This is a genomic window from Flavobacterium magnesitis, from assembly GCF_041729735.1.
Classification (GTDB): domain Bacteria; phylum Bacteroidota; class Bacteroidia; order Flavobacteriales; family Flavobacteriaceae; genus Flavobacterium; species Flavobacterium magnesitis.
Window position 1 is genome coordinate 228,633 of record NZ_JBCFQK010000002.1, and the last position, 14,769, is coordinate 243,401.

Annotated in this window: 15 protein-coding genes; 8 read left to right on the plus strand and 7 right to left on the minus strand. The window is 33.3% G+C overall.

Going from position 1 to position 14,769, the window contains the following annotated elements:
• The first annotated feature begins 4 nt into the window (after nt 1-4).
• From ureG to AAGV33_RS02820, 3 genes are read left to right on the plus strand one after another with little or no spacing between them, the layout of a single operon-like run.
• A complete protein-coding gene (ureG, locus tag AAGV33_RS02810) occupies nt 5-640 on the plus strand; it encodes an urease accessory protein UreG (protein ID WP_373390415.1) in 636 nt (211 codons plus the stop codon).
• On the plus strand, nt 637-1,416 hold the full coding sequence (locus AAGV33_RS02815) for an urease accessory protein UreD (RefSeq protein ID WP_373390416.1): 780 nt from the start codon (nt 637-639) through the stop codon (nt 1,414-1,416). The genes ureG and AAGV33_RS02815 overlap by 4 nt, the downstream gene beginning before the upstream one ends.
• A complete protein-coding gene (locus tag AAGV33_RS02820) occupies nt 1,406-2,101 on the plus strand; it encodes a hypothetical protein (protein ID WP_373390417.1) in 696 nt (231 codons plus the stop codon). The genes AAGV33_RS02815 and AAGV33_RS02820 overlap by 11 nt, the downstream gene beginning before the upstream one ends.
• Nucleotides 2,102-2,130: 29 nt before the next feature.
• Here AAGV33_RS02820 and AAGV33_RS02825 read toward each other — a convergent pair whose 3' ends face one another.
• From AAGV33_RS02825 to AAGV33_RS02855, 7 genes are all read right to left on the minus strand, one after another.
• Nucleotides 2,131-2,865, minus strand: a complete 735-nt coding sequence (locus tag AAGV33_RS02825) for a hypothetical protein (RefSeq protein WP_373390418.1) — start codon at nt 2,863-2,865, stop codon at nt 2,131-2,133.
• Complete coding sequence (locus AAGV33_RS02830) at nt 2,846-3,322, minus strand: retropepsin-like aspartic protease (protein ID WP_373390419.1); 477 nt, start codon at nt 3,320-3,322, stop codon at nt 2,846-2,848. Before AAGV33_RS02830 ends, AAGV33_RS02825 begins: the two co-directional genes overlap by 20 nt.
• Complete coding sequence (locus AAGV33_RS02835) at nt 3,297-5,936, minus strand: CHAT domain-containing protein (protein WP_373390420.1); 2,640 nt, start codon at nt 5,934-5,936, stop codon at nt 3,297-3,299. Before AAGV33_RS02835 ends, AAGV33_RS02830 begins: the two co-directional genes overlap by 26 nt.
• Nucleotides 5,937-6,046: 110 nt before the next feature.
• Nucleotides 6,047-8,002, minus strand: coding sequence for a PKD domain-containing protein (locus AAGV33_RS02840; RefSeq protein WP_373390421.1), 1,956 nt, complete (start codon nt 8,000-8,002; stop codon nt 6,047-6,049).
• A 141-nt stretch (nt 8,003-8,143) separates the two neighbouring features.
• Entirely contained in the window at nt 8,144-9,118 is a 975-nt protein-coding gene (locus tag AAGV33_RS02845; RefSeq protein WP_373390460.1) for a hypothetical protein, read from the minus strand.
• 84 nt (nt 9,119-9,202) lie between these two features.
• A complete protein-coding gene (locus AAGV33_RS02850; protein ID WP_373390423.1) occupies nt 9,203-9,787 on the minus strand; it encodes a hypothetical protein in 585 nt (194 codons plus the stop codon).
• Between the two features lie 116 nt (nt 9,788-9,903).
• Nucleotides 9,904-10,203, minus strand: a complete 300-nt coding sequence (locus AAGV33_RS02855; RefSeq protein ID WP_373390424.1) for a hypothetical protein — start codon at nt 10,201-10,203, stop codon at nt 9,904-9,906.
• A gap of 122 nt (nt 10,204-10,325) precedes the next feature.
• Here AAGV33_RS02855 and AAGV33_RS02860 point away from each other — a divergent pair, with 122 nt between their 5' ends.
• From AAGV33_RS02860 to AAGV33_RS02880, 5 genes are all read left to right on the plus strand, one after another.
• Nucleotides 10,326-10,907, plus strand: coding sequence for an RNA polymerase sigma factor (locus AAGV33_RS02860; protein WP_373390425.1), 582 nt, complete (start codon nt 10,326-10,328; stop codon nt 10,905-10,907).
• 6 nt (nt 10,908-10,913) lie between these two features.
• Nucleotides 10,914-11,636 carry a tetratricopeptide repeat protein gene (locus AAGV33_RS02865; RefSeq protein ID WP_373390426.1) on the plus strand — a complete coding sequence of 241 codons (723 nt, stop codon included), beginning with the start codon at nt 10,914-10,916 and terminating at the stop codon, nt 11,634-11,636.
• Between the two features lie 133 nt (nt 11,637-11,769).
• Nucleotides 11,770-12,549, plus strand: coding sequence for a TatD family hydrolase (locus AAGV33_RS02870; protein ID WP_373390427.1), 780 nt, complete (start codon nt 11,770-11,772; stop codon nt 12,547-12,549).
• A gap of 60 nt (nt 12,550-12,609) precedes the next feature.
• Complete coding sequence (locus AAGV33_RS02875; protein WP_373390428.1) at nt 12,610-13,752, plus strand: 1-acyl-sn-glycerol-3-phosphate acyltransferase; 1,143 nt, start codon at nt 12,610-12,612, stop codon at nt 13,750-13,752.
• Nucleotides 13,736-14,767, plus strand: a complete 1,032-nt coding sequence (locus tag AAGV33_RS02880) for an asparaginase (protein ID WP_373390430.1) — start codon at nt 13,736-13,738, stop codon at nt 14,765-14,767. The genes AAGV33_RS02875 and AAGV33_RS02880 overlap by 17 nt, the downstream gene beginning before the upstream one ends.
• The last annotated feature ends 2 nt before the right edge of the window (nt 14,768-14,769 follow it).

Genomic DNA, 14,769 nt, shown 5'->3' on the forward strand with positions numbered 1-14,769 from the left:
AAAGATGGAAAGAAATTATATAAAAATAGGAGTTGCAGGACCTGTAGGATCAGGAAAAACAGCTTTAATTGAACGATTAACACGAGAATTAGCTTCGAAATATTCGATAGGAGTAATTACCAATGATATTTATACGCAAGAAGATGCCGAATTTTTAACTAAAAACAGTTTGTTGCCTTCTGAGCGAATTATTGGAGTAGAAACCGGCGGTTGTCCTCACACTGCCATTCGGGAAGATGCGAGTATGAATTTAGAAGCAGTTGATGAATTATCGGAACGATTTCCTGATATTGAATTGATTTTTATCGAAAGTGGCGGCGATAATCTTTCGGCTACTTTTAGCCCTGATTTAGCCGATCTGACCATTTTTGTAATTGATGTTGCCGAAGGAGATAAAATTCCAAGAAAAGGCGGTCCAGGCATTACCCGCAGCGATTTGCTGATGATTAACAAAATTGATTTAGCGCCTTATGTCAATGCCGATTTAGGAGTAATGGAACGTGATGCCCGAAAAATGAGAAATGGAAAACCTTTTGTTTTTACTAATTTAATGAAAAAAGAAGGCTTGTATGACGTTATTGGCTGGATCCAGAAATACGCCCTTTTAGAAGAGGTAAACGAACCTAATTTAGTCCGATGATTTCAAGAGTCAGTATAGAGTCGGAAGTAAAAAATGGAATTACCCAGTTGAAATCGGCTTTTTTTAATACTCCTTTTAAAGTGGTAGATATTCGTGAAGATAAAAAAAATCCTTTGTTGGAACTTATTTTGATGAGTTCTTCGCCAGGAGTTTTAGATGAAGACGAATTGTATTTCGATTATACTTTAAATGAAGGAAGTCAACTAGAAATTACAACTCAGTCTTTTCAACGGTTGTTTACCATGGAAAAAAGTGCTTTTCAGGAAACAAAAGTAAGAATCAAAGAAAATGCTTTTTTGTCGTACCTGCCACATCCATGCGTGCCTCATAAAGGCTCTGATTTTAAAAGTAGTAATGCCATTCATTTAGTTGGAAATTCCTCTGTTCTCTGGGGCGAAATTTTTACTTGCGGCAGAAAATTAAAAGACGAAGTTTTCGAATTCAAACAATTTCAGTCGGTAACAAAAATATATAAAGAAGATAAATTAGTGTTCTTTGAAAATTTATATTTAAAACCATCTGAATCTAATCCAATGAATTTAGGACAGTATGAGGGGTTTACGCATCAGTTGAGTTTGGTTTTTTTGAATGATTTATGTGAAATAAAAGGTTTAAAAAAACAGCTGGATTCTTTTTTAAATGATAAAAATTGTGTGTTTGGAATTTCAGAAACACCAACCAATGGATTAGTAGTGAAAATTTTGCATGACAAAGCTGAAAAACTAATGTTGTGGATGAAAGAAATAACTAAAATTATAAAAGAACATGGACTTTAATTTAATTTGTCTCACTGTAATTTCGATAAGTGCATTGCATACATTTAGTGGGCCGGATCATTATTTACCCTTCATTGTTTTATCCCGTTCTAAAAAATGGAGTTTAAAAAAAACAGTGCTTTGGACTTCTTTATGTGGTTTGGCTCATGTATTGAGTTCGGTGATTCTAGGATTGTTGGGAATCTTTTTAGGTTGGACTTTATCTAAAACTTTTGATATCGAATCCATTCGCGGGGGATTTGCTTCCTGGATGTTATTCCTTTTTGGCGTGGGATATGTATTGTATGCACTTTATAACATAAATAGAAATAAAGTTCACAAACATTTTGATACTTCAGACGAAGGCGAAATTTATGTTTTTGAACATCAACACGGGCAAACCGTAGCGCCAAATCAACGCTATAAAGTTACGCCTTGGGTTATGTTTTTTATTTTTGCTTCTGGTCCAAGTGAGCCAATGATTCCATTAATTATTTATCCTGCTATAGATTATTCTTTAGTTGAGGTTGGAATTTTAATTGTAGTTTATACTTTGGCTACTGTTTTAACCATGCTTATCATGGTTTTAATTGGTTTTTTTGGTACAAATTCCATTAATTATAAAGGATTTGAAAAATATATCGAACTCATTAGTGGTTCCATAATTATGATATGCGGTTTCGGAATGATTTGGCTTGGGTGGTAATGTTTTTCAGTTAAAGAAGGCTTTGTTATTTAATTTTCATTGAATGTTACTGAATCAAACAAAGCATAATTTTGTTGGTACGGAATGTGATCTCCTGCAAAGCTTAGGTTTTCAACGCTACATAAAATTTTAAATTTTGTTCTTGAGCCATAATTAAGAACGGTTGAAGTAAAAGCTACATTGTCAATTTTCCAGGTAGCTACATATTTTTTATTTTCGTTTAATGCTAGTTCAAGGGTTAGGTTGTACCAATTTTCTCTTATAAGTTTACTTTGAAAAGAAAATTTCGGATTTCCTTGTGAAGTCATATAAACAATGAGTTCATTTGAAGCAGCATTCAATTTTTTTCGGTCAGCTTGATTGCCATAAGCTATTTCAAAATCAAGTTCGTGATGGTCATTATGGTATAAAAAAGCAGCAATGCAGGTCATGTCTCCTTTGCCCATAGCAGGGGCATAAACTCTCCAAGTATAGCTTCCAGTAGCAAATGCGGTGGTTGATTTTATTTTTACTCTTTCCCACGTATTAGGATTGGTGAAAATATATAGCTTTCCATCTTTAATCGAATAATTAGGTTCGCCAGCTTGAGTGGCATCTTTCCAATCATTCAAATCGTTGAAATTCCAGATTCTTGATTTACTAGTTTTCAGAACATTTTTTTTTGAAGTTGTCGAGGTGTTTTTATTAATTAGACTTTGGCCAGAACAAGAAGACAAAAGTAGGGATAGAGCAAAACAGCTTGCTTTAAGATAGTTTTTTGCCATTTTTTTTGCTCTGTTTTGGTTGCAGTAAATATAGGTAATTATTGTAATAATCGATTATGGCTCTGCCTTTTAACAAAACATCGGCACCAATAATTCCGTCAACGGGTTTTGATTTATAGGCAATCAAAGCTTCATTGACGTGAGATAAATCAAAAATAACCAAATCAAATTCATGATTTTTCCAGGAACCTAATTGTAGTTTGTTTTCGAAAGCCGTTTGTGTCAACATTCCTGTGCCTCCAGCACCCGAAGCTTTGGTTTTAGAATCTTCGGCGTTTAAATTAAATAAGGTAATGTGTTCAAAATCGACGCAGCTATTAGAAGCACCCGTATCTAAAATAAAATTACCCTGAACTCCATTAATTTTGGCTTTGATTAACAAATGTTGGGTTTTGGTAATTTTGAATTTTACTTTTTTATATTTTTCCTTTTTAAGGATTTCGTGTAGGTTTTTCATTTCTAAATCGGATAAGAAGCCAAATTAAAACAATTGCAAATACAATTCCCAAAATAATGTAAGTATAATTTGTTGCGGCTTCATTTTTTTCTAAAGTGCCATAATATACAAAAGCACTCCAGTAATAAGGCGACTTTTTAGTATTGGAAACATTTGGGTTTTTTAAGAAATCTCGTTTGGCGTTGGCATTCGCTTCTAAGTAAGATTGACCATTTTTGATGTTCTGGTAAAAAGAATCCATAAAAACCGAAGTCGTATAGTCATTGACTTTCCATAATGAAAACAATAAATTTTGTGCTCCTGCAAATTGAAATCCGCGAGCAATACTCATGGCTCCTTCTGATTTAAAGAGTTTACCAATGCCCGTTTCGCAAGCACTTAATACAACCAAATCAGGATTGATTTTTAAATTGTATAATTCAGAATACAGGATTTCCTGATCGTAAAATTTTATACTTGCTGGACTAACTATGTCGCCAGCATCAGCGTGAGTGGACAAATGTAAAATGGAGTAATCAGCAGCATTTTTTTTGAAATTATCGAAAGTAGCTTCGGTATTCTCTAAATATTTCCCTTTGAAGTTTTTTTGAATCGAATGCAACTCGTCTTTTGAATAAGTCAATGTGTAAGGCGTATTTTCGAAAACCGGAAAAATTCCTAAAACAGTTTTATCTTTATTTGTCATCCTGAGCTTGTCAAAGGACAAATAAAATTGAGCCGAATTTTGATAACCAATGTTGTAATCATTCAGCAAATAATGCATTTGAGCAAAATTTGTTGTCGAAGATTCTTTTGTGATTAAGGCTTCAAAAGGGAGTAAACAAAGAAGACCGTCTGGAATGATGATGAGGTTTTTGTAATTTGATTTTTGTGGTAAACGCAATACATCATAGGCTACTTTCCCAAAATGATTAAAGTCTTTTATATCATTGGTAATAGAGTTTGAATTATTAAAATAATCAATGAATTGTACTATTTTTGGAATTGCTGTATCAGTTATATTTATTTTGTTTAGACTTATTGTATTATTTCCAATGATAAAATAATATAGATTTTTATTACCCATAAAATACTCAATCATCATGGCTTTGTCTTGTTCTAATTTGGCGAATAAAGCTTTAAAATCGATAGTTTCTTTTTCGGAATCTGTGTTTTCAGTACGTATTTTTTTTAGCGAAAGCATCAATTGATTTTGTTTTTCGATAGCTTCGGTTATTTTGGCGATGTCTGCCAATTCTCCTTTTTGTTGTTCTTTTAAGATAATATTACTCCAGTTTTGCAGCTGTTCGAGATGGAGTTTTTCTTTTCGAGATGCCGTTTTGTTTTTGGATAAATAACTTTTCAAAACACTTGATTTGGTTTGGTCTGCCAATTGAAAAGCAGCTTCTAAATAAGTTTGTTTGTGTTCTTTTTGATATAATAAATCATAAATTGTGATACATTTTTCGGTTCGCATACGTACTCGATTTTGATTGATGATTTTCGAGTTTTCATAAACCATCAAGTTAGCCAGCAATTCTTCAATATGAAAAGCCAAGCGATAGGCTTCTAATGCTTTTTTAGGTTGGTTTTGTTTCGAATAAATTTCGGCTCGTAAATCCAATGCGTCCAATAAACTAGTTTCGGTATATAATGAATTTTGCTCCGGTAAACTGTTTTTCTTGATAGAATAATGAGGAATTAAATGTTTAAAAACAGATTCAATAATGACGGCTGATTCATTTAATTTTTTTTGTTGAAACAATAAAGAAGCTTCTTCGTATTTGAATTTGGCTGTTTTTCGAGGCGAAAGATTTGGAGTTGCGTAGAAATATTCTCTGGCTTTTTCAAAATAAGAATTTGCCAATTCAAAATTTTCTCTTTGACGGTTAAGAGCTGATAGATTTCGATAAGAATTGGATAAAGTTTCAGATTGATTTTTTTCGTTTTTTAGATGTTCGATTGCCAATTCAAATGCATTTTTGGAATTTTCATGAATTTCAGGTCGCATTAAGTTTCCTTTGGAACTTAGTAAATAGTTGTTGCCCAAATTATTCCATAAAATTCCTTTTTGAATGTTGGATAATTTTTCAGTTCGAATGGTTTTTTCGAGTAGATCAATGGCTAAATCAATCTTGCCTGAATTTTGATACACATTCGATAAATTGAGAATAGCGGCTATTTTTTTATCCTGATTTTTTTCTTGGTTAGCAATATAATAATATTGTTTGATGGTGTTTTCGGCGTTGTCATAATCGCCTAGAATGGTGTATAAATTCCCCAAAGGTTTCAGGCAATATTCTACAATATCATAGTTGTTGAGACGGTGTTTTTGATATATTTTCCAGGCTTTTTCATAACTAGCAACTGCCTCCTGAACTTGGTTGAATTGATTTTCATAATAAGCTTTGTTGCAATTTAAAATGACAATTGCCAATAGTTCGTTTTTAGTTTTGGGTTTGGGATTTTTCCAAAATGCTTTTTCGGTACTATTGAGGTTATTTAAATTTTCTGCTGTTGGATTTTCTATAAAAGTATCAACTGCATTGTAGATTTTGTCTTCTTGGATAAGTGGTTTTTGCCCGAAAACAATCAGGGAATAAAATAGAAAAAGATAGCAAAAAAGTTTTTTCATAAAGAGCTATTTCACAAAGATACACAAAGCGTTACACGAAAATTCACAAAGAGATTATTAAAAAAATCGGTGTCAATCCGTTTTATCTGTATCATCTGTGTGCCATAAAACTAAAATTTCCATATCCCATAAACTTGAAAATAATTAAAATTTTCTTTGAAATTCATCACATATCTCACCCCTAAACTCGGACCGATGCGGGCGAATCCTAGTGTTAAATCAAATAGCAATCCTGTTTTTAAATTGGTAAAGGTTTTACTATTGGATACACTATTTTCTGTGGCGTCAAGAATTGGAGAATCTGGTTTTTCTAATTCGAAATATTCAATTTTAGTGTGTTGCTTTTGTTTTTCGGAAGCATTGATGTTTGCTTGAACTCCAGCTCCAATTCCGACGAAATTATTGATGTTGTAACGAAGAAGCAACGGAACCTCATTGTTGAAATTAGAATAACTCTGTGTTGTTGTAGTACGTGTTGCTTGACGAACTCCATTAGCAGTAGTTGTAAAACCAGTGGTAATTGTGGTTGCAGAATTGAAATCATGAACACTATTGATTAATTCGGCTTGCCAATACAAACGATAGGACTTATATGGAGAAATGGTTGCGCCCACAAAATAGCTTCTGGATTTATCTAAATTAGGATAGTAATTATAACCCGCTTTTGCACCAATAGAAATTCCGGGAAGGAATCGGGTAGTGGCGTAATTGGTGATAATAGGTTCATTTTTATCGAAAATAATAGCGGTTCTGCTTCGGGTGTTTACTTTGTGGAAATCTTTGTTGAATTTCAAAGAATACTTTACAAAACCTTTAGTGCTGTCTTTTTCTTTTACATTTTTCTGTTCGCTTCCCGGTAAATAAATGTTTTTGAAGGTAAAGAAGATTTGGTTTTGTTTTATAATGGTGTCCAAACAGCTTATGGTTGGAATTTCATCTTTTGGACAAATGGGACATTCAGGATACATGCCTTCGATTTGAAATGTTTTCTTGTCGAACATATCAGGAATATCGGTTTCTAGACGAATCATTCTTGCTGGTCCTTCGCCGTTGTTTTGAAAACGGGTTTTGAAATTCACTCTTTTAAAACGAACGAATCTATAATTCATAAAACTTCCGTTAGATCCCATTTTGTTAGGATCATGAGAAGTTACAATTTCCATTTCCAAATTTTTTACTTTATGATTTTTATAACTCCTGTTGGGTACATAAATACCACGCATGGTGATGGTAGCGCTGGTGTCTTTTAGCATTTCGGGAGTAGTTTTGAAAGTATAAAAAACATTGCGGGTTTCCTGTGGATTAGCATCGTCAAATTCTAAGATGGAAACATTTTTGAATGTTTTATGTGCTTCGGCCAGAGTGGTTTCTAGGTCTTCTTCGGTAGTAGTATTTTCGTATTTTTTTATTGGAAAGTAAGTATTATTCGAAGCTAAATACGAATTGGATTGATCAATTTCATTCACAGAAACTATTGTATTTTCTTTTACTTCTCTTTCGCCAGCATAGGTTCTAAAATCGGCTAATTCAAAATTATTATCTTTGAATTGTGTTTCGTTGTAAAAAAGATAAATTTTTCCATTCGCAACATAGTTTTCCAGATTTTGATAACTAAGAATGATTTCCATTTCCTGGTCGGGAATGGGGTCACAATTTTTTTGAAGCGCAAAACCGTTTTGGTCAGCAACAGATGCAATTTCGTCAAAGGTTTTATTCGATATTTCGTTGATCACTACTTTTTTTGGTCGGGTAGCGGGAGGTTTTCCGTTGTCGTAATTATTGGTTACCGTTAATCGGGTGTTGTAGGTTCCTTTATTTTTATAGGTATGTTTGGGTTCAGCAGCTTTACTGTAATTTCCGTCTCCAAATTCCCAGAGATAAGAAAAACTAGGTTTTGGAGCACCAGCAATTGGAATTAATGGTGGTGTTTCAGGTTTGTATGAAACTGTGTTTCCATTTTGATTGTAGTTTATTGCGGCTCTTCGGGTAACGGTATCTTTTACTTTTTTTTGAGAGAACAAGAATAAAGAACAAAGAAGAAAGAGAAAAGATAATAGTGGTTTCATAATCAAATTTGGTTTATCTAGTTATAAAAGATACAAGTATAAGCTGTTAATCCTCATTAGGATAACGGTTAAAATCTTTTAAAAGTAGAAAAAAGTGATGAGCAAATCACCACTTTTTTTAGAAATTAAATTTGGAGTTCTTTATTGAATCGCATTGATTGCGGCAATTAATTGGGCTTCGGTCCCTACGGTTGTTTCTGCTAATGTGAAAGTGAAAACATCATTGGCTTGAATGGTTACCCCTTTGATGGCGTATCTCCAGTTTCCGTTCTCTTCGGTTGCAAAAATAATGTGACAAGCTAGGCCTACTGGAATTTGACCGTAATGTTCGCTAAATAAACCTTCGGCTGTGTACGTATCTAGTTGTGCAAGTGCATTTGTTCCTTCACCATCATAAGATAAGTAAATAGCGCTGTTCGTGTTGTCATATCCTTCGGGAGCATCAACTAGGATGACTGTTTTAGGTCTTGGATCGCTGTAGAAACGGTCTACGTTTGTCCAGCCAAAATTTCCAAAACTCACATAATAGTTGTTCCCTTCGGCTTGTACACCGCCTTTTCCATCATTACCATCGGCTTCACGAGCGTTTTCCCAAGCTAAGTTTCCTTCGTCATCGATAATTCCGTTCCATAAAGTCATCGCATTATCAACACCGTCAGTAAGTGATCCAGGTACAAGTAGTGTAATGTTACAAGTTGTTGCTAATTCTACGCCGTTTTGAGTTGCTTTGATAAAAAATTCGCCTCCAGAGATAAGTAAATTTCGTTTTCCATCAGGCATAATTCCCATTGTTGGTTTGTTAGTCACTAACATGTTTCCTTTTTCGAAAATTTCTACATATTCGATTTTTACATCTCCAGTTACAGGATTTCCGTCTTTAGTTAAGCAATTTCCGTTGATGGTAATTTTTACACCATTTTCAGAAGTTAAGGTGGTCGCTCCATCTTCGGTAGCGATGGTAAATTCCTGAGTGATTTTGTCTAAGGCAGCTTTTCTAACATTTGCGAATTCGGCTGCTGTTGCTGGCATTTGTTGGTTGTCATCGTTGTCATTACAACTTACTAATGCCATTGCCGCTAAAAATAAAAGTCCGATAGTTTTAAAATTTTTCATGATTTCTTGATTTTTAATAAGGTTTAAAATGATTTTCTAGGTTTATACTGTTAGATCAATTGGGTTTTAAATTGTTACCCTTAAATTTTAATTTACTTTAAAACCTAATGCTATATAAGGCTGTGCAAAATTAGGAACAGGTCCACCTGTGCCATAAAAATTAGAACTTAGAAAAACTACATTTCCCTGAGTAATAGGGTAAGGAACATCTGTGTAATCTGATTTTCTCAACACATGACCTATTGTTTGGTTTAACATGGTATAACCCGGAAGTATGGTTCTTTTTACGTTAATAATATCTCCTGTGTTTACTATTAAGGGTGTGATGGATTGATAATCCAGTACTGTTTGAGAAAAAGTATGTGTTCCTGTGTATGTTACATTGGTGGTTGTGTTGGTTATTTCCATTGTATAACCTCCTGTATAGGTATTTGGGTTTTGGTAACCTACACTGCAAATTTCACCATTGGCATTAATTTGAAGCGTATATTCATGTGTTTCTAAATCCATCGTTACGTTGTCATCATAAGCATTTGCTAAGGAAAAAGCATTTGTAATTGGAGTAGAAACATAACTAGTGTCACATACGTTGTTTGTAGGGTCGTTGTCATTATCGCAGCTAACAATCGCAATTGCTGCAATACAGAAAAGTAAGATTTTAATTGTTTTCATGATTTCTTGATTTTAATTATAGTTAAAATGATTTTACTTGTTTTATACTGTTATATCAAATGAGGCTTCAAATTGTTACCCTTCAATCTGAATTTATTTCAGATTCTTTCATTTTTTTAGGTGAGTAAACATTTTTCTTCAAAAATATTTCCGTCTTCATCAATGGCAATTAGAATTTCTTTTTTAGGAATATGAGTCAGTGTCAAATAAATCCAGACAATGGACCAAAGCCCGATTGTGATGCAAAAAAGTTGAAGATGCAAAGCATGATTGATGTTTTTTTGTTCTTTTATCAAAACCACATAAGGCAATTTGTCATTGTATTCAGTGATTTTAAAACCGGCTCGAATTTTATTCGAAAGTTTTTTTGAAAAACTATCAATAGTGGTTTTAGAGGGGAATTGTTCCTTTTTCATAACTGCTGAATTTTAAAAATTAAAAAGCTTCAGTTGTATATCCACTTGGTTTTATAATTGTTACCCATGAAATCAATTTTTATTTCAGATTCTTTTTTACATTAGCAGATAAATTTTTTTCTATGTCAAAAAACACGGTGCATCCTGATCAGTATTTTATAGAAGGATTAGCGAATAATAATTCGGTTATAATCCAGTCTATTTATAAAAAGTTTGTCCCAAAAGTGGTTTCTTATATAAGAAATAATTCCGGCGATGAAGATCAGGCTCAGGATGTGGTTCAGGAAATCCTGATTTTGTTGTTCAATCAGGCAAAAGCCAATAAGCTGCAACTAAGTTGTCCTTTTGATGCTTACTTTTTTTTGTTATGCAAAAGAAAATGGCTAAACGAACTGAAAAAAATATCCAATAAAGGGGTAACAATTCCCGATGATTTTACATCTACTAATGAACCCACGGAAGAGTTGGTAGCACAAACCGAAATATTTGAAGAAAAGCAACAACTTTTTGATATGATGTTTCAACGATTAGGCAAAAAATGTCAAGAAGTTTTAAAGTGGAGTTTCACTTTGAAATCAATGGAAGAAGTAGCTGAGAAACTCAATGTAACCTATGGGTATGTTCGAAAGAAAAAATCCTTGTGTACAGGACAACTAGCCCAAAGGATTCAAGAACACAGTAGTTTTAAATCATTAAAAAATTAAGGAGCCATGAACGAGGAGAAATACCTATTATTTGATCAATATCTTCAAGGCGAATTGTTGGATGAAGCCCGATTAGACTTCGAAAAGCAACTTTCTGAAAACTTGGAATTGGCTTCAGAATTCGAGGTTTTTAAGGAAGTCCAAATACAATTAGAAGCTAAATTTGGTTTTGAAACCGATAGAAAAGCCTTTGTAGCCAATCTAAAAACCATTTCGAATCAACATTTTAAAGGAAAACCAAAAGTGATTTCGTTGAAACCTTGGGCATATTTAGTTGCTGCTTCAGTAGTGCTTCTGTTAGGATTGTTTTTGTTTAATCCAAGTTCTAAACCTGGTTTTGAAGAATACAATCAATATGAAAATGCCTATTTTACAGAAAGAAGTGAAAGTGTTGATACTTTAAAACAAGCCGAAACCGCTTTTAATGCTAAGAATTACAAAGCTGCGATTCCACTTTTTGAAGCTATTTTGAAAGAAAATAAAACGGCGGAAATTCAATATTTTTATGGTATTTCTTTATTAGAAAATAACCAAATCAAACAAGCCGAAACGGTGTTTAATGAAATAAAATCAGGAAATTCTATTTACAAAAATAAAGCCATTTATGGTTTGGCTTTAGCCAAATTAAAGCAAAAAGACTATAAAGGGTGCAAAGCAATCCTATTGACAATTCCACCTGATTATGAGGATTACGAAAAGGTTCAGGAATTGTTAGGTAAATTGGATTAAGGTTTGTATCACAAAGATTCGCAGAGCATTTTCACGGAGATTCGCAAAGATTATTTTATTTTTTTGCGCTACTTTGTGTTGCCTTTGCGAATCTTTGCGTAATAGCCTAATTTTGTCTTTTAAAGAAAAAGACTTGGAAACAAAACCCATAATTACCGACACACACACCCATTTATACAGCGAAGAATTTGATCAGGATAGAGACGAAATGATGCAGCGTGCCTTAGCGGCTGGTGTCACTCGTTTTTTTATTCCTGCTATCGATTCGGCTTATACGGCGGCTATGTATGATTTAGAGCAAAAATATCCAGAGCATGTTTTTTTAATGACTGGAGTGCATCCTACACATGTGAAGGATAATTATTTGGACGAATTGCAATTTGTTGAAGACGAATTGAAGAGAAGGAAATTCTATGCTATTGGAGAAATTGGTGTCGATTTATATTGGGACAAAACTCATTTAAAAGAGCAACAATTGGCTTTTAAAAAACAAATCCAATTGGCAAAAGAATACCAATTGCCTATTGTTATCCATTGTCGTGAAGCCTTTGATGCCGTTTTTGAAGTTTTAGAAGAAGAAAAATCAGCCGACTTATTTGGGATTTTTCATTGTTTTTCGGGTACTTATGAGCAAGCTTTACAGGCATTGTCTTATAATATGAAATTGGGAATTGGTGGTGTGGTCACTTTCAAAAATGGAAAAATTGATCAGTTTTTGGATAAAATTGATATAAAACATATTGTTTTAGAAACTGATGCGCCTTATCTTGCTCCAGTTCCTTTTAGAGGAAAAAGAAACGAAAGCAGCTATCTTGTAAATGTAATTAATAAGTTATCACAGATTTACGGTATTTCTGGAGATGAAATAGCCAGAATAACGACTGAAAATTCGAAAGCAATTTTTGGGATTTAAAGTAGAATTCGCTAAAATTTAATATTTTTTTTGTTCATTTGTTTTTCTAATAGTACCAAAATGCAAAAGTTTGACGAGATTCGGCCTTATTATGATTCCGAAATAAATAAAGCCATACAAAAAGTGATTCATCATCCAATGTTAAAGTCATTGATGAATTTTTCTTTTCCTAATGTTGCCGATGAAGTTTGGAAAGAACAATTAATGAAAACGCATTCTATTCGTGATTTCCAATGTAATTTTATTTACCAATCGGTTCAAAAAGTATTAGAAAAAAGCTCAGAAGGCTTGATGACTGCGGGTTTTGAACATTTAGAACCTAACACTCCTTATTTGTTTGTCTCTAATCACAGAGATATTTTATTAGATACCACTTTGCTAAATGCTACTTTGTTTGAGCATGATTTAGTAATGACAGCTTCGGCTATTGGTGACAATTTGGTTAAACAACCTTTTTTGAATGTTTTGGCAAAGTTAAATCGGAATTTCTTGGTGAAACGAGGTTTGTCGCCAAGAGAGATGTTGCAAAGTTCTAAAACATTATCCGAATATATTAGTCAGTTGTTGCAACATGAAAATCGTTCAGTTTGGATTGCACAGCGGGAAGGTAGAACAAAAGATGGTAATGATGCGACTAATCCAGGCGTATTGAAAATGCTCGGAATGGCTTCTGATGAAGCTAATTTGATGGATTATTTCAAAAAAATCAAGATTGTTCCTGTTTCTATTTCGTATGAATACGATCCTACCGATGCTTTAAAAATGCCTCAATTATTGGCGGAAGCCAATAATGAAGTGTATGTAAAAGAGGAAAATGAAGATTTTATGACGATTTTAAGTGGTGCTTTAGGACCTAAAAAACGTATTTTTATTCATATTGGAAAAGTTTTAGATACTGAAATTGATGTTATAAAAACTGAAAACGATAATGTAAATAAGCAAATTCAAGCTTTGGCACAAGCCATAGACGATTCTATTTTGAAAAGTTATAAGCTGTGGCCAACGAATTATATCGCTTATGATATTTTGAATAAATCGGATACCTATTCGCATTTTTATACTGAAGATGAAAAAGCCGTTTTTGTACGTAGATTAGAAAAACGAATTGATGCCGAAAATCCTATTGCACTTCAAGGAATATTGGACATGTATGCTAATCCTGTAGTCAACAAATTGAAATATGCTCATGAACTCAAGGACTAAAATTCTTTTAATTTATACTGGAGGAACTATTGGAATGCGCAAGGATTTTAGTACCGGAGCATTAAAAGCGTTCAATTTTAGTAAATTATTACAAAGAATTCCTGAGTTGAAACAATTGGATTGTGAGATTGAAACTCTTTCGTTTCAGAATCCAATTGATTCATCTAATATGAACCCTTCTTATTGGGCAGAAATTGCTACAATAATCCAGTCAAATTATTCTAGTTTTGATGGTTTTGTAGTGCTTCACGGTTCAGATACGATGTCGTATACGGCTTCGGCTTTGAGTTTTATGCTCGAAAATTTAGCTAAACCAGTTATTTTAACGGGATCACAATTGCCTATTGGTGATTTACGTACGGATGCCAAGGAAAATTTGATTACAGCTATCCAAATAGCATCTCTACAAGAAAACAATAAGGCTGTTATTACTGAAGTTTGCCTTTATTTCGAAAATAAATTATATCGAGGCAATAGAACGACAAAAATTGATTCTGAAAATTTTAATGCTTTTTGTTCTCCAAATTACCCTGCTTTAGTCGAATCAGGTGTGAATTTGATTCCGAGACCAGAATTATTTTTAGTTCGAGGAGAGCAAAAAGAATTAATTGTTCATCAATTATTGGATACAAATGTTATTATCATAAAAATGTTTCCAGGAATGAGCGAAAGCATTTTTATGGCAATTCTTGAAATACCAAGTCTAAAAGGAATTGTTTTAGAAACCTATGGCTCAGGAAATGCCATTACCGAAGATTGGTTTATAAACGCATTGACTAAAGCCATAAAAAAAGGATTGCATATTGTAAATGTAACCCAATGCACGAGTGGAAGTGTCAATATGGGGCAATATGAAACGAGTTCGGCATTGAAGCAAATAGGAGTGATATCTGGAAAAGATAGTACTACCGAAGCGGCAATTGCTAAATTGATGTTCTTGTTGAGTCAAAATATTCCGTCTAAAGATTTTCAAGCGGTGTTTGAAACTCCATTAAGAGGAGAAATGAATAATTAATT